This is a genomic window from Lacinutrix chionoecetis (genome assembly GCF_053604665.1).
Genome location: NZ_JBSHNQ010000080.1, coordinates 259031 through 285382 on the forward strand (window position 1 = coordinate 259031; position 26352 = coordinate 285382).

The following is a 26352-nucleotide window of genomic DNA, read 5'->3' on the forward strand; positions in this document are numbered from 1 at the left end:
AACCTTAGCTTATGAAAATCCTTCATATAGATACTAACCATCCCTTACTCATTAATCAATTAAACGATTTGGGCTTTACAAACCATGAGAATTATTCAGATTCTAAAGAAGCTATTCAACAAATTATTCATCAATACGATGGTTTTATTATTCGTAGTAGATTTAGTATTGATAGTAGCTTTATAGATTCAGCAAAAAATCTAAAATTTATAGGTCGTGTAGGTGCAGGATTAGAAAATATCGATTGCGAATACGCAGCACAAAAAGGCATTACATTAATTGCAGCACCAGAAGGAAATAGAAATGCGGTTGGCGAACATAGTTTGGGCATGCTACTCTCTCTCTTTAACAAACTCAATAAAGCAGACTTAGAAGTTCGTGAAGGCAAGTGGTTACGTGAGGAGAATCGCGGACATGAATTAGACGGGAAAACCGTTGGTTTAATTGGTTATGGTAACATGGGCAAAGCCTTTGCTAAAAAACTACGTGGTTTTGATGTTACAGTAATTTGCTACGATATAAAACCAAATGTTGGAGACGAGAATGCTACACAAGTCCCTCTCGAAACGCTTCAAAAAAATAACGATATTTTAAGCCTGCACATACCAGAAACCACCTCAACTATTGGTATGGTTAATAGCGCATTTATAAACGCATTTAAAAAACCTTTTTGGTTAATTAATACAGCTCGTGGCAAAAGTGTTGTCACCAAAGATTTAGTTTCTGCTTTAAAAAGCGGTAAAATTTTGGGCGCTGGATTAGATGTTTTAGAATACGAAAAAGCATCGTTCGAAAACTTATTTAGCGATAATAATATGCCAGAAGCTTTTAACTATTTAATTCAATCTAAAGATGTTTTACTATCACCACATGTTGCAGGCTGGACTTTAGAGAGTAAAGAAAAATTAGCACAAACAATAGTCGATAAAATTAAAGCTAAATTTTACTAACTTTATAATTAATTAATACTAACTCAATATGACCTCTAAAGCCAAAACTCCAGAAGAATATATAGCACAACTTCCCGAAGAGCGCAAAGCACCAATTACAAAATTACATAACCTTATTAAAGAACACATGCCAAAAGATTTAGAATCTGGAATGGGCTATGGTATGTTGGCCTATTATGTTCCAAAATCTATATATCCAGATGGTTACCATTGTAAACCGTTTCCGCCTTTGCCATTTATAAATTTGGCATCGCAGAAAAATTTTATAGCCTTATATCATTCCGGCTTGTACGCAAAAAAAGAATTGTACGATTGGTTTGTGGGAGAGTATCCCAAGCATTGTAAATACAAACTCGATATGGGAAAAAGCTGTGTTCGGTTTAAAAAACCAGAAGACATTCCTTACGATTTAATTCAAGAACTATTAGGGAAGATGAGTGTGGAAGAATGGATTGATATTTACGAAAAAGCAATTAAAAAATAGATTACTAATTAATACTGTTAAACACACTTTTTTAGTAGTTTCAATAAAACAAATTTACAATACAATGAAAAACAGAGTCACAGGAATAGGCGGATTATTTTTTAAAACAAAAGACCCAAAAGCGGCTAAAGATTGGTATAAAAAACACTTAGGTTTTAATACAGACGATTATGGCTGTACTTTTTGGTGGAAGGATAAAGAAGGGAAAGATTGCTCGACGCAATGGTCTCCTTTTAAAGAGGACACAACTTATTTTGAGCCTTCAAAAAAAGACTTTATGTTTAATTATCGCGTAGAAAATTTAAGTAAGCTCTTAGACACTTTAAAAGAAGAAGGTGTAACCATTGTAGGTGACATGCAAGAATACGATTATGGGAAGTTTGGCTGGATTTTAGATCATGACGGTAATAAGATTGAGCTATGGGAACCAGTAGATGCCGCCTTTTTGTAATAGAATGCTTTTTTTTATTAACTTTAAACAATAATTAAAAACCAACAAAAAAAATGTCTGACGAAAAAAATTTAAAAGGCGATCTTGACGATATGTTAGGAGACGCTAAAGAAGGAGCAAAAAAAATGGGTGAAAAAGCCAACGAGTTTGCTGACGACGCTAAAGAAAAAGCTAACGAATTTGCTGAAGATGCCAAATCAACCGCTAACGAATTTACAAAAGGCGCACACGAAACTTTTGGAACAAATACCGAAAACAAGAAGATGCTTGCTGGTATTCTGGGTATTTTCTTAGGTTCTTTTGGCGTGCATAAGTTTATATTGGGTTATAACAAGGAAGGTATTATTCAATTAATTGCAACAGTAGTAACTTGTGGAGCCGCTGGAATAATTGGCTTTATTGAAGGCATTATCTACCTTACAAAATCTGACGAGGAATTTTATAACACCTATCAAGTAGGCCAAAAACCTTGGTTCTAAATAAAGATTAAAACCCGAGCACTAGTAGCTTTCGGGTTTTTTAATTTGTTAAAAAATCGTAATATTGCAATATCACGTTTAAAATTAAGAAACTATGGGATTTACCAAAAAACACATTTTCGACGCACAACAAAACCAAATTGCGAATTACACCAAAATGATTGGACACCCAGCACGAGTATCGATCATTCAGCATATAAGTGAGAATGAACATTGTAATTGTAACGATTTGGTAAAGGCTATTGGATTAGCGCAACCCACTATTTCACAGCACTTGGCAGAAATAAGAAAAACAGGATTATTACAACAAACCATTAAAGGTAAAAATCTCTTTTACACCATTAACATAGAAAAGTTAAACGAATGCAGACGCATGATTAATGACTTTTTTGTTAAAACACAGGTTAATTGTAGTAAGCAATAGATGTGTTTTTAATTATAAAAACTTAAAATAAGTATAATGTTGTTTCTTCTTTTTATTAAATACAAGAGTTTTCAATTGGTATTCCATATTAAAGCGTCCTTCTCTTAGATTTATAATTTCGGTTTCATCAACTTCTCCACCGTAATTATAACTGAAACTATATTTAACGCCAAGCAAAAAAAGGCAATGTTGAAGATTTTGAAAAATAATTGAATTAAGTCACAGATAAAATATATACTAAAGTTTAGTTTGTATAGTTAAGGTCAAAACGACCGTCGGTAATGTTGATTTCGTTGCCGTCATCATCTATTACGGAAAACTCGAATGTGCCTGAAATGATAAAATTTTCATTGTCAAAATTGGTTATGTTCAATGTTCCTGGATTACTTTCGGTAGTGCTAAAAATCAAACCTACACCACCTCCCCTAAAAAACTCACCAAAGTAATTTCCAGAAGCAAATTCTAAGAGTGTATATGTTGTTTCTTCAATTAAAGGCATATCCAGGCAACCGATATTTATGGATTTAAGCTCACTACCTCCGCCTGTTCCAGCAGATATACCCAAAGTATAAGCGTCATCCACAAACTGATAAAAGGCGTTTGGCGCGTTACCGCCAAAATTTGGCGGTACAAAAGGTTCACCATTAATAAGGCAGCCAAAGGTCTGCTCACCAGTTTGCGTGGCTGGTGGCAATTGGTCTATTGGGTCAGTTGGACCAGCATCGTCGTCGTTGTTGCAACAGCATAACAGCAATAGGGTAAAGAATAGAAATGTGTAATTTTTCATAGCTAAAGATTTTATTTTATAATTTTGAGTATTGAATTAAAATGTTGAACGGTTAATAATTAAAGTTTGTTAAAAGATATTTTTTCATTGGTCATTATGGTTTTTAAACTAATTCATATAAAAAAAATTTTAAGTTTAGTTTGTATAATTAAGGTCAAAGCGACCATCGGTAATATTGATTTCGTTGCCATCATTATCAAAAACGGTAAATTCAAATGTCCCAGAAATAATAAAATCCTCACTGTTAAAGTTTGTAATATTTAAGCTTCCAGGATTTTCAGTTGATGAAGATTCGTTTAAATCAAATCCTCCTCCTATTCTATATTCACCAAAATAATTTCCAGAAGCAAACTCTAAAAGCGTATAATTTATTTCTTCGATTAATGGCATATCCAAGCAACCAATATTTATGGATTTAAGCTCGCTTCCTCCTCCAGTACCTCCAGATATACCCAAAGTATAAGCCCCATCCACAAATTGATAAAAGGCGTTGGGCGCATTGCTACCAAAACTTGGTGGTACAAAAGGTTCACCGTTAATGAGACAACCAAAGGTCTGCTCTCCAGTTTGTGTAGCAGGTGGCAATTGGTCTATTGGGTCTTGTGGCATGTTGTCATCATCATTATTGCAAGCAGTAAATACTAATACAATAAGTAGTAATTTTAAATAATTTTTCATCGTCGCGATAATTTTAATAATTAAATTAATAACAATTGTATGGCAGGACGTAAAGTAAAAAATAGCTTTAAGTTTTATTACAAATAAACTAAGCCCTTTTTTAGCTTATTGATTTATCGCCCAGAAACAACAGCTTATTCTTACGTAAACACAATAGTAATTGTGAAGATAAAAATAAAAGTAAACACGAGATTTTTTTATACAAAAAAATTAGTCTTCAGAAGAAGTTCCAGGAAATTTACTTTCTAATTCGGCTTGAAATTCTTCCATTACAGGACGTACGGTGCTTTCGGGAAGATCGGCAATTTTAATATACATTAAACCATCGACAGCATTATTAAATAATGGGTCCACATTAAAAGCCACCAGTCTGGCATTTTGTTTTATATACTTTTTTAGCAAAACGGGTAATCTTAATGCGCCTGGTTCAATTTCGTCTATTATCTTATCAAATTTATTTAAATCGGCTTCAGTAGCATCAAAAACAAAGTCTTTGTCTGCATCCTTTAGTTTTACTTTAAACTCCTTTTTAGGGTGCACGTATTGCGCCACGTAAGGGTCGTAGTAATGCGATTTCATAAACTCAATCATTAACGACTTTGAGAAGTTTGAAAACTGGTTGCTAATGCTTACACCACCAATTAAATATTTATGTTCCGGGAAACGTAATGTAGTGTGTACAATGCCTTTCCAAAGTAAAAATAAAGGCATTGGTTTTTGCTGATACTCTTTAATAATAAAAGCGCGACCTAACTCTATAGATTCGCTCATCATTTTGTGCAGTTCTGGTTCAAAACGAAATAAATCCTGAAGATAAAACCCATCAATTCCAAACTGGGCAAAAATTTGAGATCCTAAACCCATTCGGTAAGCGCCTGCCAGTATATTGGCTTCATTATCCCATAAAAACATATGGTGGTAATACGCATCGAACTGATCTAAATCTATGGCTTCGTTTGTACCTTCTCCTACTTCTCTAAAAGTTATTTCGCGGAGTCTTCCTATTTCTCTAAGTATATTTGGTATGGCATTGGCAGGTGCTAAATATACTTCGTAATTTTTACTTACCAGTAAGCGTTTATCGTTTGCTTTAAGCGCCTCTACTTCTTTTAGCATGGTTTCCTGTGCAACAGGCGTAACAATTTTTTTAGGAATTTTAGGTAGTTTTAAACTGGACGAAAGACTGCTAATTATTTTTCCTTTAGGCTCGAAAGTATTAGAAAGCATGTAGGTTTTACGTCTTATAAAATCGGTAAAATCTTCTAACGTTGTATGCTCGTCTTGATCGTTAACGCTAATTGGTCTTCCAACACGAACTTTAATAGTTCTGTGTTTTTGTGTTAGTAATTCTGAAGGTAATTTGGCTGTTCTAAACGTGTCGCTAATTTTCGATAACTTATAAAATAACTTACTGTTTTTAGCGTGAAAATATATAGGAACAATAGGCACATTTGCTTTTTGTGCTAATTTCATAGCTGCTTCTTCCCATGGTTTATCGACCATTAATTTGCCATCTTTGTAAGTAGAAACTTCTCCTGCTGGAAATAACCCTAAAGGATGCCCATTTCTTAAATGTGTAATTGCATTTTTAAATCCCGCAATACTTGATTTTACATCTTTACGATCTTCAAAAGGGTTAACAGGCATAATGTATGGCTTCATCGGCTCTATACGATGCAGAAGAAAGTTAGCGATTATTTTAAAATCGTCTCGTTGTTCTACCATTAATTTTAATAAAAGAATACCATCTATGCCACCTAAAGGATGATTAGATACTGTAATATATGCACCATCTTTTGGTAATCTTTTAAGGTCCTCTTCCGGGATTTCAAATTTAATTTGAAACTCGTCTAAAATAGCATCTAAAAACTCGATGTTGCTTAAATGCTTATTACGATTGTAAATTTTATTAAGCGTAGAGATTTTTAAAACCTTCATTAAAATCCAGCCTATAAAAGTTCCTAACACACCATACTTATCGAGATGTATCGCTTTTGAAACTTCTTTTGCAGTGACTAAAGACATAGTTGGTTTTTCTGGTTTTAAGCTTACAAATGTAAGCAATAGATTATTGAGTTACAATTTGAACGGTTTCTTGAAATAACTGCTTTAGTAACACCGTTTTATCTTTTTCTAAATTTTTAATCGACTCCTCATTATAATGCCTAATAGTATATAATGAAACGTTTTCGTAGCATTTAACTTTAAATTTGGCTTTTAAATGAAGTAAGAGCTTTTCTAAATTATTGTAAGTATTATCGAAACAAACCGAAAAACTAATTGCCGAGTTTTGAATGACATCTACTTTCATTTTATATAAAGCTAACAGATTAAAAATTTCGCTTATATTTTCTTCAACGATATACGAGAAATCCAAGGTAGATAAAGAGATTAAAACTTGCTTCTGTTTTAAAATAAAACAAGGCACTTTAGGCTCAATTCCTTGAGACTTATTAACTGTTGTTCCTGCATTTTCTGGATTTAAAAATGATTTTACATGCAACGGAATTTCCTTACGTTGCAATGGTTGCAAGGTTTTTGGATGAATTACCGAAGCACCATAGAAGGCTAATTCGATAGCTTCTGTGTAAGAGATATTATTTAATAATTGTGTGTGCTTAAAAAAACGTGGATCGCCATTTAATACACCTGGCACATCTTTCCAAATAGTAACACTTTGCGCATTTAAACAATACGCAAAAATAGCAGCTGTGTAATCACTACCTTCCCTGCCTAAGGTTGTAGTAAAATTATTATTATCGCTTCCTAAAAAACCTTGTGTTATATACAATGTTAATGGTTTAATTTTTTTAGAGATAATCTCCTGAGTTTTAAACCAATCTACGTTAGCCCTACGATAGTAGTCATCGGTTTTAATGCATTGCCTAACATCTAACCATGTGTTTTTTATATGTTTATGATTTAGGTACTCGCTTATAATAGTTGTGGATACCAATTCGCCGTAACCAATAACTTGATCGTATATATAATTGTAATTAGGCGATTTATTGCTTGAGAAAAACTGTAAAAGCTCGGTAAGGAGCGCATCAACCTTACTAAAAACTGCATGTTGATTATTGCCAAACAAATCTACCATTATTTGTTCATGGTAGGTTTTTACGGTTTGTAATTCTGCTTTAAATGCATCGTTGTCGTTTAAATATTTATCGATAACAACTTCTAAAGCATTGGTGGTTTTTCCCATTGCAGATACAACAATAAGCGTGTTTTCGTGTCCTACTTTTTCTAATACTTTAATAACGTTTTTTACGCCATTGGCATCTTTTACAGAAGCGCCTCCAAACTTAAATACTCTCATATTTATGGCCCATAAAAAATGGGAATCTGTTTTTAGTTAATATTTGCTATATAATTTTTAATTGCCTCTTCGTTTAAGTGTACCACATCCCAGTCGCGCTTAACGTCGGCTCCTTTTTTCTCGTAAAAGGTTATTGCAGGTTCGTTCCAATCTAAAACCTCCCAGCTTATGCGTTTTACACCTAATTTTTGTCCAAATTTAACAACCTCATCTAAAAGCGCTGTACCCAATCCGCTACCTCTCATACTTTCTTTTACAATTAAATCTTCAAGATGTAATATTTGGCCTTTCCAGGTCGAGTATCGCATATATACCAAAGCAGCTCCTAAAATTGTAGCATCACGTTCTGCTACAAAGCAGGTAAATTTTGGTTCTTGTCCAAAACCATCATTTTCAAGGTCATTAATCGTAACTTCTACCGCATCTGGTTCTTTTTCAAAAATAGCGAGTTCCTTTATTAAGTCGAGAACAGATTGCATATCGTTTTTGCTTGCTAAACGTATGGTAAAACTCATGTGTGTATTTTGTTTTTAGTCAGGTTATACGGTTTATTAAAAAAACTTTGTTTAGACTTATTTTTTATTAATAAACCCAATTACAAATCAAATATAACTTAAAGTAAAATAATGTTACATATTTAAACTTACGAAAACGTTATAGTTTATTTAAAAATGCGATATTTGCAAAAAATCACTTCCTTACATTATGTCGAGAAAAAATCAAACTTTAGGCGAATTTATAATTGAAAACCAGTCTTCCTTTAGATACTCATCGGGTGAATTATCAAGATTAATTAACTCCATCAGGCTTGCTGCAAAAGTAGTAAATCATGAGGTTAATAAAGCCGGTTTGGTAGATATAATTGGCGCTGCTGGCGATACAAATATTCAAGGTGAAGACCAGCAGAAGTTGGATGTTTATGCCAATGAAAAATTCATTCAAACCTTAACAAATAGAAATATTGTTTGTGGTATTGCAAGTGAGGAAGAAGACGATTTTATCTCTATTAATAGCCAAGATGAAAATAACCAGAATAAATATGTGGTGTTAATAGATCCACTGGATGGCTCTTCTAATATCGATGTTAATGTTTCTGTAGGTACAATTTTTTCAATTTATAGACGTGTAACTCAAGTAGGTACTCCTGTAACTCTTGACGATTTTCTTCAAAAAGGAAACCAGCAGGTAGCAGCTGGTTATGTAGTATATGGGACCTCTACAATGTTGGTTTATACTACTGGTCACGGTGTAAATGGTTTTACTTTGAATCCTGCTTTGGGCACCCTGTATTTATCGCATCCAAACATGAAGTTTCCTGAAGACGGAAATATCTATTCGGTAAATGAAGGTAATTATAATAACTTCCCGCAAGGCGTTAAAGATTATATTAAATATTGCCAAAAAGAAGAAGGAGACAGGCCTTATACTTCACGATATATTGGCTCTTTAGTATCAGATTTTCACAGAAATATGATAAAAGGTGGTATTTATATGTACCCGAAAAGCTCGAAGAATTCTAATGGAAAGTTACGTTTATTGTACGAATGTAATCCCATGGCTTTTATAGCCGAACAAGCTCACGGTAAAGCCAGTGACGGTTTTACAAGGATTTTAGATATTGAACCTACAGAGTTACACCAACGTGTACCGTTTTTTTGCGGTAGCAAAAATATGGTGGAAAAAGCCGAAGAGTTTATGCAAAATGTCTAAATAGTATCCTATTCTAATTAATTTTGTTATTTTTACCCTTTCCCAACAAACTAAATACCAATGGCAAAGAAAGAAAAATCTAAACCTGAACATACAATCGCAAATGATCCTACTTCTAAAATAGATGCGATTAAACAGCTTATTTTTGGTGAAAATATCCAAGAGTATAATCATGAATTTGAAGCTGTAAAAAAAGATATTCTCAATAAGAAAAAGGAATTAGAAAATTTAATAGATGATGTTAAGGCAGAGTTACTTCAAAATATAGATAACCTAAGCACAGATATTAATATTAGAATTACCGAACTTGAAAACACTCTTGAAGACAAGGCAGACGCTTTAGATGAAAAGAAATTAGACCGCAAACTATTTGGCGACCTACTCATTAAACTTGGCGAGAAAATAAGTAACTAATTTGATTCTCACGCCATGAATCAAGACGAAAGACTTTCTATTTTAAAAGACATCTTATTAACAGATGAGCGTGAGTATGCCCAAAAAGTCGAAGAAAAATTAAGAATTGTTGAAGAGGTAATTAATAAACAGAATAAACTGTCTGAGCGCGTAAACCCTATTATCGATGAAAAGCTCAACAATTTTGTAATTGAAATACCTAAAACCTTAGGTCCAACTATTACCGAAGCTCTAAAAACTGAAATTAAAAATTCGCAAGATGCTGTTGTAGAAGCCTTATTTCCAATAATTGGAAAAATGATTAAAAAATATGTACAACATGAAATGCAAATTTTATCTGAGCAAATTAACGCTAAAATGAATAGCGCTTTTACTTTTGAAGGCTTGAAACGCAAATTTAAATCTAAAAGAACTGGTGTAAGCGAAGGCGATTTAATTTTACAAGAACTGGCACAGCCAATAGTTGAGCAAATTATGGTTATTGAAAAAGGTTCTGGGATAATAATTTCAGAATATTCAAAAACACAAGCGATTGACGAGGATATGGTTTCTGGCATGCTTACAGCAATAAAAAGCTTTGCAGAAGATGCTTTTGAAAAAAGCGACCAAGAATTACAATATATAGAATACAATACCTTCCATATACATCTTCAAAATTTCTCATCGTATTACATAGCTGTTGTTATTTCTGGGCCTTTTAACATATTGTTTAAAGACAAATTAGAAGACAAACTTTTTGACTTCGCTAAAAACTACATTAACAAAGAAGATTTGGAAGACAAGGACTCCTTTTCTAAAAAATTAAAGTTATATTTCGGCAATGAAAGTATCTAAAAAAATAGTACTAATTGGTCATTTTGGTGTTGGCAAATCGTCTTTAATAAGACGTTTTGTAGAAAACACCTTTACAGAAGATTATAAAGTAACTATTGGTGTTCATATTTTTAAGAAAAATATAGAAATCCCCGAAAAAGGCAAAGATGTCTCTTTAGTTATCTGGGATTTAGAAGGTAACGATGACATTAATAACACTAGGCTCTCTTATTTATTAGGCACTCATGCTTTTATTTATGTTTACGATGTATCCAGATCTGCTACGTATCTAAACTTAGAATCTGAATTAACTTTCCTTAAAGAAAAACAGAAAAACACTCCAATTATGGTTATTGGTAATAAAGAAGATTTAGTTACCAAGGCCTTTTTAAAGCAAAACAACGATAATTTTGGCAGTTTAACGGATTTGTACGTTAGCGCTAAAACAGGAAATAAAGTTGATTTTCTTTTCTCTAAATTAGCTGCATCACTTATTTAATAAGGTAAAAACCAGCCAAGTAATGCTTAAAGAATACAAAGAAAAATACATTAAACAGGTTATTCAATATCTAATTGTTGATTATAACGGTTTAATAGTAAAATCTGACCATACTTTGTTTTCTAAAATTGAAAATAAAAGCATAATAGATGTTCATCCGTTTTTTGAAACCATTTTACCATTACTATCCATGGAAAATGAAGAGACTGTATTCTCATGTGTTCATTTAAAAATTAATAATAAAGAAATTACTGCAGATATTATTCTGCAAACTTTTGACGCTGAAAAAAAACCGTTAATAATTATACATGATTTAACTGTGCATTATAATAATTATCAAACAACTGCTCAAGTCAAAAATGAAAGTATTATCAATTCGGAAATTCTGGAATTAAAAAATACTTTTTTAAAAGAAAAAGAGGCCTTTAAAAACATTTTTATAGCTAATTTTAGTCACGAACTCCGCGATCCTCTTACTGGAATTCTAACATTTACTGATATATTAAGCAAAACAGATTTAGATACACAACAAAAGGATTATATTCAAATTATAAATTCGTCATCAAATTTTTTAAAAAAAATGATTGACGATATTTTAGACATCTCTAAAATTGAATCTGGAAAACTTGAACTTGAAATAGAACCATTTAATTTTATAGAATTATTAAATGAAATTAAATATAATTACAAAATTAAGGCAGAACAAAAAAATTTAGCTTTCAAACATAATTTTGACGAAAAACTACCAAAAATTGTTGGAGGTGATGCTAAACGCCTTAGACAAGTATTAAACAACTTACTCGAAAATGCTATTAAGTTTACAAATAAAGGTAGTATTACTTTTAATGTTTCGTTAAACCAAATAAGAGCACAAAAAGCTAGCATCCATTTCGAAGTAGTAGATACTGGCATTGGTATTAAAAAAGAGAATTTTGAAGCAATTTTTACAAGTTTTAATCAGCTAAATAATGATGAAAACCACAAAGGAACGGGACTAGGTCTCGCCATTGTTAAACATTTAGTAGGCTTAACAAATAGTAAAATTACTATAGACTCTACATATGGAGAAGGCTCTTCATTTTCTACAAATATTAATTTTTTGGCGAATCCTTCATTAGAGCTTAAAACCAATAGAAACCAGAATTTAAAGCCACTTAATATAACAAAAAAACACAGTATTCTATTAGTTGAAGATTCTGAAATAACACAACTTGCTGTGTTAAAAATCCTTGCTTCTCAAGGTCATTATTTCTTAGACATAGTTAGCAATCCAGAAGATGCCATTGCAAGAATATCTAGTGTAGAAAACGAAATTGATTTAGTTTTAATGGACATTAAACTAAAAGAATACCGTGGTGATGACATCGCAAAGCAAATTAGAAAACTACCCGAAAGACATCAAAGAAAAGTACCTATAATTGCAATGACTGCAAAGGTATTTAAAGAAGATTTAAACCGTTACAAGAAGGCAGGAATAAACGCTGTTTTAAAAAAGCCTTTTAATGAAACCCAATTATTAGACGTTATTAGACAGCATCTTAAGTAGCGTGAAATTATTTTTCTTTATAATTTTATGCGTATATTTAAAGCCCCTAACCATCTACTTATAAAATATGATTGAGAAATACAATATTTCTTATAAAGAAACCACTAACCAAATTCTTTTAATTAATGATACAGGTATTATTATAGATTCAGAATCTATAATCTTTCAAAACGTTAACAACAAACTCATAAGCGACTTACATCCTTTTTTCTATATCCTTATAGATATACTACCAGAATACAATCAAGTATTTAATTTTGAATGTATTAATCTTCAAATAGAAAACAAACACTACACAATAGATGCTACGCTATATACCCATGGCAAAAACGAACCTGCGGCTTTTGTTTTTCATGAATTAACCAAACAATATGTGCTATACCAAAAAGCAGCACAAAAAAGAAATGAAGCTGAAATAAAATCGCAATTGTTAAACCAGCAAAATAATTTATTAGAAGAAAAAGAGACTTTTAAAAATAATTTTATTACAAATTTTAGTCATGAAATTAGAATGCCTGTTAATACTATTAATGGTTTTTCTATGCTTCTTGAAAATACTAATTTAGAACAAAAGCAACGTTACAATCTTAATATCATTAAAGACACTAATGATAAACTTAAAACTATGATTAATGATATTCTTGATATATCTAAAATTGAAACAGACCAGTTTTCAATATATAACATGCGTTTTAACCTACACGAAGAACTCAACATATTAGCTAAAATATTTGGTAAAAAGTGCGAAAAAAAGCATCTAAATTTCAACTTTAATCTTGATACAGAATGCCCAAAATATGTAGTTGGAGATAAATATAGATTAACTCAAATAGCTAACAACTTAATAGGCAATGCTATTAAATTTACTCAAATTGGAACTGTAAATTTGAGTGTCTCTTGCGTTACTAAAAATAATGAAAAAGCTACTTTACTATTAAGTGTAGAAGACACTGGAATTGGTATAGAAAACGAGCAGATAAATTCAATTTTTAATGGGTTTTATCAGGTAAACAATTCAATCGATAATGACGGTTTTGGTTTAGGCCTTGCCATTACTAAAAAATTAGTTTATGCGTTAAATGGTAAAATAGAACTTAAAAGTGAATATGGTAAAGGAAGTACTTTTAAAGTAACTTTAGATTTTGATATTGCAAATAATCAGAAAGATACTCAGCCAACTCAGCAACATGTTTTAGAAGATGCAAATCAAAATTATAAAATTTTATTAGCAGAGCCTTTAGAAAAAAACCAAATTGAATTTTTAAATATTATAAGTAAATTAAAAAACATTGGTGTTACTATTGTAGACAGTGGTGACCATGTAATACAAAAGCTTCATCAATCTCCTTTCGACTTAGTTATATTAAATCTTAAATTACCAACCATGGATGGACTGGATACGGCACGCTATATCAGGCATTCTAATCTTGAGCACTTTAACAATATACCTATTGTTGTTATAAGTGAAAACCCATCTAAAGAAGAAGAGCACTATTGTAAAGAGCGTAGAATAAATAGCTATATTGGAAAACCGTTTAATAAAGAAGAAATTTTACGTAAAATAAAATACATTCAACAAAAAAAGCAAGCTTAATCGCTTGCTTTATTTTTTAAAAAGATGAACATTTTATTTATTCATTCCTTTAATTTCTTCTATAAATGTATCTAAATCAACACCGTTATCAACCAAAGTCAAGGCTTTATCTACAACGTATTTTACATTTTCTGGTGTAAACCCTAAACCAACACCTATTTTTCTCAATAAAATCTCTTCTCGATCCCCTTTAATATGGTCCACATAAACCATTCTAGACAAATCGTACAATCGTTCTAAACGTTGATCGTAAGAATGAGGTGGATTAATTGGGTGCGATTGGTAATCCAGTAAAATTTGAGCATAATCGCCTTCGCTAATACCTAAATTTCTCGCTAAACGATCCAAAAACGCTTTTTCGTCCTCAGTAATAATTCCATCGTCCATAGCCACTCTTACAATAGAGGCAAAATGGTCTTCGTTACGCTTTTTAAATCCACTATCGAATAAATCTGAAAATGACATATATATTTTAATTTTTTAGTGCGTCAAAGATAGTTAATCTTAAAATGTTTTAAAATGAAAACTTTCTTTTTTTGGCTAATATTGAGCAATAGGATATTACAAATTATAAATGTAACCCTTATATTTGCCTTCCAATACTTTAAAACGTGAGCAAATCGCTTATCTCGCAAACTTATGCACGGTCTTTGCAACTGCAAAAACTGCAAACTGCCATTGCCCAAACTCAAGAAAAATCGAATAAAACGCACATTAAAGGACTCGTTGGTTCCGCGCTTTCATTCGTAATAGCCGAAAGCTTTAAAACAGACACAAAACCTTTTCTTTTAGTTTTTAACGACAAAGAAGAAGCTGCTTTTTATCTCAATGATTTAGAGCAACTTATTAATACTAAAGATGTTCTATTCTATCCTGGAAGTTATAGAAGACCTTACCAAATTGAAGAAACCGATAATGCCAACGTACTGCTTCGTGCCGAAGTTTTAAACCGTATTAACTCGCGTAAAAAACCAGCTATAATTGTAACCTATCCAGATGCATTGTTTGAAAAAGTAGTGACCAGAAAAGAACTGGAACGTAACACTTTAAAAATACACGTTGGCGACGATTTAAATATCGATTTTGTTAATGAAGTACTCTTCGAGTACAAATTTAAACGTGTTGATTTTGTTACAGAACCTGGTGAATTTTCAGTACGAGGTGGTATTGTGGATGTGTTTTCATTTTCTCACGACGAACCGTATAGAATTGAATTTTTTGGAGACGAAGTTGATAGTATTAGAACTTTCGATGTAGAAACACAACTCTCAAACGAGCAGATTAAAAAAATAGGCATTATTCCAAATGTTGAAAAGAAATTTTTAGAAGAGTCGCGTGAGAGTTTCTTAAAATATATAGCTTTAAAGACAGTTGTTTTCACTAAAAACGTCGATCTTTTATTTTCCCGAATTGATGATTTTTTCGCTAAAGCAGAAGAAGCCTTTAAAAACCTTTCTATCGAAGTAAAACACGCACAACCAGACGAGCTTTTTTGCAATTCAGATTTACTGAAAAGACAACTTTTAGAGTTTAAAGTAATAGAATGTGGTACAGAATCTTGGTTAAAAACACAAGAAGAAATTGTGTTTAATACCACACCACAGCCAGCCTTTAACAAGCAGTTTAATTTACTAATAGATAATTTAAACAGCAATCATAATAACGGGTTTACTAATTATATTGCCTGTGTAAGTGAGCAGCAAGCCAAGCGTTTCCACGATATTTTTGATGATGTGGAGCAAGATGTAAAATACCAGACCATCACACTATCTCTGTTTCAGGGTTTTGTGGACCATACCAATAAAATAGTGGTTTATACAGACCACCAAATATTTGAACGTTACCATAAATTTCATCTTAAAAATGGTTATGCCAAAAAGCAAGCCATTACATTAAAAGAGTTAACTAATTTAGACATTGGCGACTACGTTACACACATCGATCATGGTATTGGTCGTTTTGGCGGACTTCAAAAAATAGATGTAGAAGGCAAAAAACAAGAAGCTATAAAGCTGGTTTATGGAGAACGCGATGTCTTGTATTTAAGCATTCACTCCTTACATAAAATTACTAAGTTTAATGGTAAAGATGGCAAACCACCAAAGGTTTACAAATTAGGAAGTAAAGCTTGGAAAGTACTAAAAGAGAAAACAAAATCCAGAGTTAAGCACGTAGCCTTTAACTTAATAAAACTATATGCTAAACGTAAATTAGAAAAAGGATACCAATACAAGCCAGACAGCTACTTACAACACGAGTTGGAAGCTTCTTTTATTTACGAAGATACACCAGACCAAAGTAGTGCTACGGCAGATATAAAAGCCGATATGGAAAGCGAGCGTCCAATGGATCGATTAATTTGTGGCGATGTAGGTTTTGGTAAAACAGAAGTTGCTATTCGTGCCGCCTTTAAAGCGGTAGATAATGGCAAGCAAGTGGCTGTTTTAGTGCCAACAACTATTTTAGCATTTCAACACCATAAAACATTTACAGAGCGTTTAAAGGAGTTTCCGGTTACTGTAGATTACGTTAATCGCTTTCGTACTGCAAAACAGAAACGAGAAACCTTAGAAAAGCTGCAAAAAGGACACGTAGATATTATTATTGGCACACACCAATTGGTAAATAAAAACGTAAAATTTAAAGATTTAGGCTTGTTAATTGTAGACGAAGAGCAAAAATTTGGTGTCGCAGTAAAAGAAAAGTTAAAAACTTTAAAAGACAATGTAGATGTGCTAACCTTAACTGCTACGCCTATTCCAAGAACGCTTCAGTTTAGTTTAATGGCAGCACGGGATTTATCGGTTATTACAACACCTCCACCAAATCGTTATCCTATAGAGAGTCATGTTATTCGTTTTAATGAAGAGGCTATTCGCGATGCTGTGAGTTACGAAATTCAGCGTGGCGGACAAATATTCTTTATCCACAATCGTATTGAAAATATAAAAGAAGTCGCTGGTATGATACAGCGCTTGGTGCCAGACGCTAAAATTGGTATTGGCCATGGGCAAATGGAAGGCAAAAAACTAGAAACTTTAATGCTCTCTTTTATGGAAGGTGCCTTCGATGTTTTGGTAAGTACAACCATTGTAGAAAGCGGACTCGATGTTCCAAATGCCAACACTATATTTATTAATAATGCCAACAATTTTGGACTTAGCGATTTACACCAAATGCGAGGTCGTGTGGGACGTAGTAACAAAAAAGCATTCTGCTATTTTATTACACCAGAATACTCGGCAATGACAGACGATGCGAGAAAACGCATACAAGCTTTAGAACAGTTTACTGCTCTAGGAAGCGGTTTTAATATCGCAATGAAAGATCTCGAAATTCGTGGTGCTGGCGATTTATTAGGCGGAGAACAAAGTGGGTTTATAAACGAAATTGGCTTCGATACTTATCAAAAAATATTAAATGAAGCAATTGAAGAACTTAAAGAAAACGAGTTTAAAGATTTGTATGAGGAAGATCCAGAAACTAAAGAATATGTAAAAGACATTACAATAGACAGCGATTTAGAACTGCTCTTCCCAGACGATTATGTAAATAATATTACCGAAAGATTAAACCTCTACACCCAGCTTAATAATTTTAAAACGGAAGAAGAATTAGCCAAATTTGAAACCGAATTAATAGACCGCTTTGGAGAGTTACCAACACAAGTAGTAGATTTGTTAAATAGTGTAAAACTTAAATGGGTGGCTACCAAATTAGGTTTAGAAAAAGTAATAATGAAAAAAGGAAAACTGGTTGGTTATTTTATTAACGATCAGCAAAGCAATTTCTACCAAAGTAATAACTTTACAAAAATATTACAATACATACAGCGTAAGCCAACTGCCGGAAAAATGAAAGAAAAACAAACCAGAAATGGTTTACGATTATTACTTACCTTTGAAGGCATAAAAACAGTAGAACAAGCTCTAAATGCTCTAAAACCAATTTTGGCTTAATTTTTGTCTTTATGGAATTAAAACTATTAAAAATGAATAGAAAATTACTTTTTTTACTCGCTATTTTGCCTTCAATGTTATTTGCGCAACATACCATTAAAGGCACCTTTTCACCTCCCGAAGAATTTAAATTTGCCTTCTTATACCGTGTAACTGCAAAAACAGCATTGTTTGTAGATAATGCAGATGTTGCCAAAGATGGAACATTTATGTTTACCTTAAAAGAAGATGCTATCCCAGGAACTTATCGTATAGTTTATGCACAACCTCAAGACCAATATAATTTCGATTTAATAGTAAGCAACAAAGAAGATATTGAACTAAAATTCGATCTCGAAAAAGGCCTTACTTTCGATAAATCTGGAGAGAATAAACTATACAATGCTTACAATAGAAGTATGGCTATGGTTAATAAAAGTATACGCAACTATTACGGCACAGGCAAAGAAGATAAAAAAGGGTATTTTGAAATTTTCAACATTTTAAAACGTACACAAAATGAGTTCGAAAAGGCCTCAGAAGGGATGATAGTTAGTCATTTTATAAAAGCCTGCCGACCATACATACCTAACAGCATAGAAGATGTGGCGACGTTTTCTAAAAATGTAAAATCCAACTATTTTTCTAATATTGATTTTGGGAACGAAACGCTGCAAAACTCAAACTTTTTAATAAAAACCACTATAGATTATGTTATTGGTTTTGTAGATAGAAACAATCCAGACGCTTCTTATATGGAAAATATAGATACAGTGGTCGAAGCTATTGGTAATAATCCAGAAATTAAAGGAACACTTCTAAAGATTTTATGGAATCAATTTGCTGCAGAAAATAATGAAACCGTTACTAATTATATTGGTTCTAAGTACCTATTAGCTATTGCACGCGCTAATAACGACAACGAATTAGCAAACAATATTATCTATTTTAAAAACGCCTCGACAGGAAATACTGCGCCAGATTTTAAATTAGAAGTAAAAGATAAAAATGATAAAATTAAAGTCTCTAAATTAAGCAAATTAGAAGGTTCTAATAACTATTTGGTTTTATTTTGGAGTACAACATGTTCTCATTGTTTAGATGAGATCCCTGTTCTTAAGGACTACATAAAGAGCCAAACGAAAGAAGACATACAGGTAGTTGCCATAGCCTTAGATAACGATTTGTATCGTTGGAAAGATTTAACCTATGACTACCCAGAATTTATACACGTATTTGGTGAAGGTAAATGGGAAAACCCAATTGGAGATCAATATAACGTAACAGGTACTCCAAGCTATTTTGTATTAGATAAAGACAAAAAAATTATAGCAAAACCAGATGATGTTGTTGCTTTTAAAAAGTATTTTGATGCTTTGCAAAAAGAAAAAGACACAAAGACAGAGAAAAAAGAGTAATCTTTTGTTAAAATAATTCACAAGCGAAGTTTTATACTTCGCTTTTTTTATGCTCAATGACCTCTGATGACCATTAGAGAAATTTGTTAGAAATAAGTGAGAAAGATTTTTTATTTTACAGAATGATAAAAATTTGGATAATAGCAATAGCACTCTTTTCAATAATTACTTTTCTTATTTGGAAGTTATTCAATGGCTTTTATAGTAAAGAATATAGCAGAAAAGCGCGTAAGACTTGGGTATCAAGAATGTATTTCTGGCATTTTATAATAATGATTAGTGGTGCAGTTACCACGTTAACCATATATCTTTTAAAATGGAGTAATATTTTATCTTTTTAGATTATCAATTGTAAAACATTGGCTCGCATTACAATATATATGTAATCTGTCTACCCAATTACATTGTATTAAATTAAATATACTTATTGTTTCCACTCCAAGCTTTCCATAATACGCCTGATATCTTTTTGTAAATAGTTGGCTGCAGGCAATATAGAATCATAATTAGGCTTGGCATAAAAATACAAGGAGCCTGTTATAAAGTGATTGATACTATCGGTGACATAAAATTGGGACTGTGAAGCCGCATTTCCACCAACATCGTAGAACATACCATACACACGACGGTCTGGGTTTTCGTAAACAAACTCCTCTATTGCATCGGCTTTTTGTGTGTGTTCTTGGGTAAAGTTTTGTGCGTTTTTTAAATAGGTGTTTAACAATTTTTCACTACCTTCTATAGCTTTGTAAGTAATGTAAATGGTTCCTTTTAGGGTTGGATATTCTATGTTAATACCATAGCTAGTGGTCTCTCCTTTTAGCGTTTTGGTTCTTATATTTTTACCTAAGGCATTACGCTCGAAAGTAAAAGGCATTTTAGTAATATCTTCAGTTTTATATAGTGCATCCGGATATTCTAATGCTAAAAATGCTTTAGGTTTTGGCGTTGGGTCCTCGGTACAAGAAGTAATCAATCCAATTAAAAGTAATATTAAAGCTATATATTTATAGATTTGTTTCATAAAATTTTCAGCCTTAGTAGCAGTTTTCAGTCTTAAATAACATTTAGTGTCTTCTTTTATCAACTAAGGCATTGTAACCTTTACACGTTTAATTCGTTTTTTATCTAATGCTTCTATTGTAAAAACGTAATTTTCAAAATTTATTTTACTTGCTTGCCTCGGAAAGCTTCCAGAAATTTCCAAAATAAAACCAGCTAATGTTTCGGCATCTCCTTTTTTATCTTCGAACAAAGTTTCTTCTTCCAGTTTTAAAATTTTATAAAAATCTTTTAACGCTGTTTTGCCTTCAAACACGTAGTTTTTATCGTCTAACTTAGAATAATGTACATCTTCATCATCAAATTCATCACTAATATCTCCAACAATTTCTTCAATGATGTCTTCTAAAGATACTAAACCAGAAGTCCCTCCATACTCATCTACCACCACTGCCAAATGGACTTTTTTCTCTTGGAATTCCGACATTAAATCGTCTAATTTCTTATTCTCAGGCACAAAAAACGGGTCTCTTAATAAGGTAGTCCAGTCAAAAGTCTGCCTGTCTATGTATGGCAATAAATCTTTTACGTAAAGTATGCCTTCAATATTGTCCACATTATCTTTATAAACAGGAATTCTGGAATAACCATTAGCAATAATTTCTGGAATAACATCTTCGTATTTTTGCTCCATATTAATAGCAAAAATATCTAAACGTGGTCGCATAACCTGTTTGGTATGGGTATTACCAAAAGAGACTATACCTTGTAATATTTTTTGCTCTTCCTGTGTGGTGTCTTCCTCACTTGTAAGTTCTAATGCCTGTGATAATTGGTCGACACTAAGGTTAGATTTCTGTCTGCCTAATTTATTATGGATGCCAAGTGTTATGGCACGCATTGGTAAACTTAATGGTGAAAATACAAAGTCTAAAACTTTTAAAGGGTATGCCATAAAGGAAGCAAACTTTAAGTTATTTCTGCTTGCATAAACCTTTGGCAAAATCTCTCCAAAAAGTAAAATTAAAAAGGTAACAACCACAACCTCTACAACAAACTTTACAATAGCATTGGTAATGCCCTGAAATATAAAATTCCCTAAAAAGGCGAATAAAATAACGATGCCAATGTTTATGAAATTGTTAGCCACTAAAATGGTAGCTAAAAGTTTTTTTGGTCTCTCAAGTAGTCTCGTTATTATCTGTATCGATTTGTTTGCTTGTTGTTCTTCGCTCTCTAAATCTGTACGCGTAAGCGAAAACAATGCTACTTCTGCTCCAGAAATTAATGCCGAACAAAACAATAATACAAATAGCAATATAAAGCCCGAAATTGCAGAAAAATCTAAGGCTAAAAGGTTTAAAAATAAACTCGTGGGTTCAGGATCCAATGGTTATAGGTTTAGATTAAAATGGTAAATCGTCATCGCTTTCTGCTTTACCAGTAGCTTCTGGTTTGGTTTCTGCAGGTTTTGGTGTTGCAGTATTTGCATTCGTATTGGCTTCACTATCTTTCTTGGTGGAAAGGAAGGTAAACTCGGTGCCTTGAATTTCTGTACTGTAGCGATCGTTACCTTGGTCGTCTTGCCATTTTCTGGTTTTTATTCTACCTTCTATATAAACTTTATCGCCTTTAGTTAAATATTTTTCGCAAATTTCGGCAGCTTTATTCCTTAAAACAATATTATGCCACTCTGTATTTGTAACGCGTTCATTGGTGCTCTTATTCGTATAGGTTTCGTTCGTTGCTAACGGAAATCGCCCAACACAACCACCACCTTCAAAATAATGCATCTTAACTTCGTCTCCCAAATGCCCAATAAGCATCACTTTATTTAATGTTCCAGACATAAATTACTTAGTATTATAAATAACAAAATTACTCTTTTACTGTAGATAAACTTAAAATTAATAAAAAAAGAAAGATTAGTGTACCTTAAACGATTAAAAATTAAAGCTTTCAATAAAATTACCTATTAAAATTGGCACAGGATACTTATTTATTTTTTTTACTGAAACACCTTCTTGAAGGCTATCATATACACTTACAATCCAAAATTTAGTATATAAATGCTGATGTGATAATTTATGAATAATCTCCTGTTCGTTATATAGCGACACAACATATTCCTTTTTTTCTAAAACTGAAACACTCTCCAATGCTGTTTCAATTTCTAAAACCGTGGCAGACCTTTGTGTTTCAATTAAAGGAAATTGGTATAAATGCTGCCAAATCCCTTTGCCTTCACGTTTTTCTAAAACAGTTTTTTCATCGTTAGAAAGTATAACTATAAAGTTATAGTGTTTTTTCTTAACTTTTAAAGGCTTCAATTTTACAGGGAGATTTTCAATGTTGCCTTTTTCAAGTGCAACGCATGTATCGTTAAGCACACATATATTACAATCTGGGTTTTTAGGTTTGCATTGTCTGGCACCAAATTCCATGATTGCCTGATTAAACGTTGCAGGCCGTTTTTTATCTATTAACGCTTCGGCTAAAGTTTTAAACGTTTTAAATCCTTTGCTTGTATTAATAGGAGTGTCTATACCATAAATTCTAGACAAAGCTCTGTAAACGTTTCCATCTACAACAGGTGTTACTTCGTTAAAACAGATAGACGCAATTGCACTTGCGGTATAATCGCCAACACCTTTTAATTTTATTATGTCGTTAAAAGTATTAGGGAATTGTCCATCTAATTCATTAACTATATATTTTGCCGAAGCATGCAAATTTCTTGCACGAGAATAATACCCTAACCCTTGCCACAATTTTAAAATTTGTGACTCTTCTGCATTAGCCAAATCATAAACCGTTGGAAAATTAGTGATAAATAATTGATAATAAGGCAAGCCTTGAGCCACTTGTGTTTGCTGCAAAATAATTTCCGACAGCCAAATAAAATATGGATTTTGGGTATTTCGCCAAGGCAAATCTCTTTTGTTGCTTGAATACCAGCTAATTAATTTTTTCGTTACATCCATTTACAGAATAAGTTTCATTTGCAAAAGTAAATCTTTATAGCATTAAATTTTAATGAATTAGGTTTGAAATATTGAAATTTAAATGCCTATATTTGCCAACCCTTAAAAGAATAATAACCCAAATAAGAAAAAAATGACTAAAGCTGATTTAGTAGCAAAAATTTCTGAGAAATTAGGAATAGAAAAAGGAGACGTTCAAGCAACAGTAGAAACATTTATGGAAGAAGTAAAAACATCTTTAGAAGGTGGAGATAATGTTTACTTACGTGGTTTTGGAAGTTTCATCGTTAAAACAAGAGCTGAGAAAACAGGTAGAAATATTTCAAAAAATACTACCATTAAAATTCCAGCACATAATATACCAGCATTTAAACCTGCAAAAGTTTTTGTAGAAGGTGTAAAAACTAATGTTGACGTAAAGTAATTTACAACATAAAACGAATTATTAATTTAAAACCAGACATCTTATGCCAAGTGGTAAAAAAAGAAAGAGACACAAGGTTGCAACGCATAAGCGTAAAAAAAGAAGACGCGCTAATCGTCACAAGAAGAAAAAATAATACAAAAAAGTAGTTATAACAACTACTTTTTTGGTTTATTAAAAAAAATGTTCTTTGAAAACGAACTTAAAAAATACGCACTAACCTTGCGCGAACTTTAAGTTCTTCGGATTTCGAAAAAAAATCCTGTGAATGTCTTATTTGCGTAAGACATCATTTCTGGTAAATATGCCAGATAAAATAATGTATAATCCATCTGTTATACCCAATAGTATAATGGATTAAAATTAACAGTATGAATAAAGAATTGATTATTAGATCTAATTCTGAAGGTGTTGATTTTGCCTTATTAAAAGATGGAAAACTTATTGAATTACATAAGGAGGAAGATAGTAACAACTTTGCTGTTGGCGACGTGTTTATCGCCAAAATTAGAAAAGCTGTTCCTGGACTTAATGCTGCATTTGTAAATGTAGGTTATGAAAAAGATGCGTTTTTGCATTATCATGATTTAGGTCCAAAAATATCTTCCCTTTTACAATTCACAAAACGTGTAAGCACAGGTAAATTAAAAGACTTTTCTTTAAAAGATTTTCCATTTGAAAAAGATATTGATAAAGATGGCAAAATTGCCAACGTAATCAAATCTAACCAATCTATGTTGGTACAAATTGTAAAGGAACCTATATCTACAAAAGGCCCAAGAATAAGCTCCGAGCTTTCTATTGCTGGTAGATATATTGTATTAGTCCCTTTTAGCGACCGTATTTCTATTTCACAAAAAATAGAAGATAAAGCAGAAAAAGACAGACTAAAACGTTTGGTAAAAAGTATTACACCAAAAGGTTTCGGTATTATTGTACGAACAGTAGCCGAAGGCAAAAAAGTAGCAGAATTAGATAAAGATTTACAAAATTTGCTTGGTCGTTGGACCGCAATGTGTAAAAAGCTACATAAAGCACACCATCCTACAAAAGTTCTGGGTGAGTTAAATAAAGCCTCTTCAATGTTAAGGGATATATTTAACGACTCTTTTACAGGCATTCATGTAGATGATGAAGCGCTTTACATTCAAATTAAAGATTATGTGCAGGAAATTGCACCAAAAAAAGAATCAATAGTCAAACTACATCAATCTAATGTTCCAATTTTTGAAAAATTTGGAGTAGAACGACAAATTAAAACCGCTTTTGGAAAAACGGTTTCAATGGCAAAAGGTGCCTATTTAGTTATAGAACACACCGAAGCCTTACATGTTGTAGATGTAAACAGTGGAAATAGATCTAATAAAGCTAATTCCCAAGAAGACACAGCCTTAGAAGTTAATTTAATTTCTGCTACCGAAGTTGCCAGACAACTTCGCCTTCGAGACATGGGAGGCATTATTGTAGTAGATTTTATTGATCTAAATAAAGCTGAAAACAGAAAAAAACTCTATAATCATCTTCGTGATGAAATGAAAGATGATAGAGCCAAACACAAAATATTACCTCCAAGTAAGTTTGGATTGATTCAAATTACAAGACAAAGAGTACGACCAGAAATGAACATTAAAACCAGAGAGGAAAACCCTAATGGTAATGGTGGCGAAGAGGTTGAAGCACCAATAATATTAGTGCAAAAAATTACTCAGCAACTTGAACAAATATTTAAAAAAGACTATAAAAAGGTAACTTTAAACACACATCCTTTTATAGCAGCCTTTTTAACAAAAGGCTTTCCATCTGTACGTTCAAAATGGTTTTTTGAACACAAAAAATGGGTTAAAATTCAACCTAGAGATGCTTACACATACTTAGAATATCATTTTTTAGATAAAAATGGTAATGAAATTAAATAATAAAAAAACCACATCGAAAGATGTGGTTTTTTTGGTTTTAATTGTCACCTACTTAAAAATTATACTTTTTCTGTAAATACAAATTCTCAAAATAAAAAGCGACCATACAGTCGCTTTTTATTTTAATAGTAATATATTATTTAATTATTATCATTAGGACCACCACTTGTAATTATAAATTCCGAGCGACGGTTGAGTTGGTGTTGTTCGTCTGTACAATTATTACCACAATCTACAGCTAATTCTCTTTCACCTTTTCCTGCACCAGAAATACGTGAGGCATCAATACCTTTAGAGATAACGTATTGTACTGTGGTTTTCGCTCTACGGTCTGATAAGCGGTCGTTGTAGCTGTCTGAGCCTCTTATATCTGTATGTGAGGTGGCGTAAATAACCATGTTTGGATACTTGTTCATTACCTGTACCAGATTGTCCAGCTCAAAGGCTGCTGGTGCGGTTATGTTAGATTTATCGAAATCGAAATAAATAGGCTTAAGTACTACTCGTTCCTGCTCAATAATT

At 32.3% G+C, this 26352-nt stretch carries 26 protein-coding genes; 15 read left to right on the plus strand and 11 right to left on the minus strand.

Features of this window, described 5'->3' with window-relative positions; translation table 11 throughout:
* The first annotated feature begins 11 nt into the window (after positions 1–11).
* The 5 genes from ACVC43_RS08350 to ACVC43_RS08370 all read left to right on the plus strand — a co-directional run bounded on the left by ACVC43_RS08350 (position 12) and on the right by ACVC43_RS08370 (position 2788).
* A complete protein-coding gene (locus ACVC43_RS08350; protein WP_452224049.1) occupies positions 12–950 on the plus strand; it encodes a 2-hydroxyacid dehydrogenase in 939 nt (312 codons plus the stop codon).
* Between the two features lie 28 nt (positions 951–978).
* Positions 979–1434, plus strand: a complete 456-nt coding sequence (locus ACVC43_RS08355; RefSeq protein WP_452224050.1) for a DUF1801 domain-containing protein — start codon at positions 979–981, stop codon at positions 1432–1434.
* A 64-nt stretch (positions 1435–1498) separates the two neighbouring features.
* A complete protein-coding gene (locus tag ACVC43_RS08360; protein WP_452224051.1) occupies positions 1499–1885 on the plus strand; it encodes a VOC family protein in 387 nt (128 codons plus the stop codon).
* Between the two features lie 53 nt (positions 1886–1938).
* Entirely contained in the window at positions 1939–2364 is a 426-nt protein-coding gene (locus ACVC43_RS08365) for an NINE protein (RefSeq protein WP_452224052.1), read from the plus strand.
* Positions 2365–2458: 94 nt separating this feature from the next.
* The gene (locus tag ACVC43_RS08370; protein WP_452224053.1) at positions 2459–2788 is read left to right on the plus strand and encodes an ArsR/SmtB family transcription factor; all 330 of its coding nucleotides are present in this window, start codon (positions 2459–2461) and stop codon (positions 2786–2788) included.
* Between the two features lie 244 nt (positions 2789–3032).
* Here the strand turns inward: ACVC43_RS08370 and ACVC43_RS08375 are convergent, their stop codons facing one another.
* The 5 genes from ACVC43_RS08375 to ACVC43_RS08395 form a co-directional block, all read right to left on the minus strand.
* Complete coding sequence (locus ACVC43_RS08375; protein WP_452224054.1) at positions 3033–3575, minus strand: hypothetical protein; 543 nt, start codon at positions 3573–3575, stop codon at positions 3033–3035.
* A gap of 135 nt (positions 3576–3710) precedes the next feature.
* Positions 3711–4253 carry a hypothetical protein gene (locus ACVC43_RS08380; protein WP_452224055.1) on the minus strand — a complete coding sequence of 181 codons (543 nt, stop codon included), beginning with the start codon at positions 4251–4253 and terminating at the stop codon, positions 3711–3713.
* A gap of 210 nt (positions 4254–4463) precedes the next feature.
* Positions 4464–6278 (minus strand): GNAT family N-acyltransferase, encoded by a 1815-nt coding sequence (locus ACVC43_RS08385; RefSeq protein ID WP_452224056.1) that lies wholly within the window; start codon positions 6276–6278, stop codon positions 4464–4466.
* A 43-nt stretch (positions 6279–6321) separates the two neighbouring features.
* Complete coding sequence (locus ACVC43_RS08390) at positions 6322–7572, minus strand: aspartate kinase (RefSeq protein WP_452224057.1); 1251 nt, start codon at positions 7570–7572, stop codon at positions 6322–6324.
* A 32-nt stretch (positions 7573–7604) separates the two neighbouring features.
* A complete protein-coding gene (locus ACVC43_RS08395) occupies positions 7605–8087 on the minus strand; it encodes an N-acetyltransferase family protein (RefSeq protein WP_452224058.1) in 483 nt (160 codons plus the stop codon).
* Between the two features lie 190 nt (positions 8088–8277).
* Here ACVC43_RS08395 and fbp point away from each other — a divergent pair, with 190 nt between their 5' ends.
* The 6 genes from fbp to ACVC43_RS08425 all read left to right on the plus strand — a co-directional run bounded on the left by fbp (position 8278) and on the right by ACVC43_RS08425 (position 14148).
* Complete coding sequence (gene fbp / locus ACVC43_RS08400; protein WP_452224059.1) at positions 8278–9282, plus strand: class 1 fructose-bisphosphatase; 1005 nt, start codon at positions 8278–8280, stop codon at positions 9280–9282.
* 60 nt (positions 9283–9342) lie between these two features.
* On the plus strand, positions 9343–9696 hold the full coding sequence (locus ACVC43_RS08405) for a fructose 1,6-bisphosphatase (RefSeq protein WP_452224060.1): 354 nt from the start codon (positions 9343–9345) through the stop codon (positions 9694–9696).
* A gap of 15 nt (positions 9697–9711) precedes the next feature.
* Positions 9712–10530, plus strand: a complete 819-nt coding sequence (locus tag ACVC43_RS08410) for a cell envelope biogenesis protein OmpA (protein ID WP_452224061.1) — start codon at positions 9712–9714, stop codon at positions 10528–10530.
* Positions 10517–11008 carry a Rab family GTPase gene (locus ACVC43_RS08415; RefSeq protein WP_452224062.1) on the plus strand — a complete coding sequence of 164 codons (492 nt, stop codon included), beginning with the start codon at positions 10517–10519 and terminating at the stop codon, positions 11006–11008. Before ACVC43_RS08410 ends, ACVC43_RS08415 begins: the two co-directional genes overlap by 14 nt.
* 22 nt (positions 11009–11030) lie before the next feature.
* Positions 11031–12554, plus strand: a complete 1524-nt coding sequence (locus ACVC43_RS08420) for an ATP-binding protein (RefSeq protein ID WP_452224063.1) — start codon at positions 11031–11033, stop codon at positions 12552–12554.
* Between the two features lie 67 nt (positions 12555–12621).
* Entirely contained in the window at positions 12622–14148 is a 1527-nt protein-coding gene (locus tag ACVC43_RS08425; protein ID WP_452224064.1) for an ATP-binding response regulator, read from the plus strand.
* A 33-nt stretch (positions 14149–14181) separates the two neighbouring features.
* On the opposite strand, the gene ACVC43_RS08430 is transcribed toward ACVC43_RS08425, so the two are convergent.
* Positions 14182–14613: a TerB family tellurite resistance protein gene (locus ACVC43_RS08430; protein WP_452224065.1), complete on the minus strand. Its 432-nt coding sequence runs from the start codon at positions 14611–14613 to the stop codon at positions 14182–14184.
* Between the two features lie 146 nt (positions 14614–14759).
* On the opposite strand from ACVC43_RS08430, the gene mfd reads away from it, so the two are divergent.
* Both mfd and ACVC43_RS08440 read left to right on the plus strand, forming a co-directional pair.
* Positions 14760–18107, plus strand: a complete 3348-nt coding sequence (gene mfd, locus ACVC43_RS08435; protein WP_452224066.1) for a transcription-repair coupling factor — start codon at positions 14760–14762, stop codon at positions 18105–18107.
* 32 nt (positions 18108–18139) lie between these two features.
* Entirely contained in the window at positions 18140–19504 is a 1365-nt protein-coding gene (locus tag ACVC43_RS08440) for a TlpA family protein disulfide reductase (RefSeq protein WP_452224067.1), read from the plus strand.
* Between the two features lie 424 nt (positions 19505–19928).
* Here the strand turns inward: ACVC43_RS08440 and gldD are convergent, their stop codons facing one another.
* From gldD to mutY, 4 genes are all read right to left on the minus strand, one after another.
* Entirely contained in the window at positions 19929–20528 is a 600-nt protein-coding gene (gldD, locus tag ACVC43_RS08445; RefSeq protein WP_452224068.1) for a gliding motility lipoprotein GldD, read from the minus strand.
* Between the two features lie 63 nt (positions 20529–20591).
* Positions 20592–21896, minus strand: coding sequence for a gliding motility-associated protein GldE (locus ACVC43_RS08450; RefSeq protein ID WP_452224069.1), 1305 nt, complete (start codon positions 21894–21896; stop codon positions 20592–20594).
* Between the two features lie 16 nt (positions 21897–21912).
* Positions 21913–22356 (minus strand): single-stranded DNA-binding protein, encoded by a 444-nt coding sequence (locus ACVC43_RS08455; RefSeq protein WP_452224070.1) that lies wholly within the window; start codon positions 22354–22356, stop codon positions 21913–21915.
* Between the two features lie 93 nt (positions 22357–22449).
* Positions 22450–23490 carry an A/G-specific adenine glycosylase gene (gene mutY / locus ACVC43_RS08460; RefSeq protein WP_452224071.1) on the minus strand — a complete coding sequence of 347 codons (1041 nt, stop codon included), beginning with the start codon at positions 23488–23490 and terminating at the stop codon, positions 22450–22452.
* Positions 23491–23623: 133 nt separating this feature from the next.
* On the opposite strand from mutY, the gene ACVC43_RS08465 reads away from it, so the two are divergent.
* The gene (locus ACVC43_RS08465) at positions 23624–23914 is read left to right on the plus strand and encodes an HU family DNA-binding protein (RefSeq protein ID WP_452224072.1); all 291 of its coding nucleotides are present in this window, start codon (positions 23624–23626) and stop codon (positions 23912–23914) included.
* 371 nt (positions 23915–24285) lie between these two features.
* Complete coding sequence (locus tag ACVC43_RS08470) at positions 24286–25830, plus strand: Rne/Rng family ribonuclease (protein ID WP_452224073.1); 1545 nt, start codon at positions 24286–24288, stop codon at positions 25828–25830.
* Positions 25831–25970: 140 nt separating this feature from the next.
* Here the strand turns inward: ACVC43_RS08470 and ACVC43_RS08475 are convergent.
* On the minus strand, positions 25971–26352 hold a 382-nt coding region (locus ACVC43_RS08475), incomplete at its 5' end, for an OmpA family protein (RefSeq protein ID WP_452224074.1).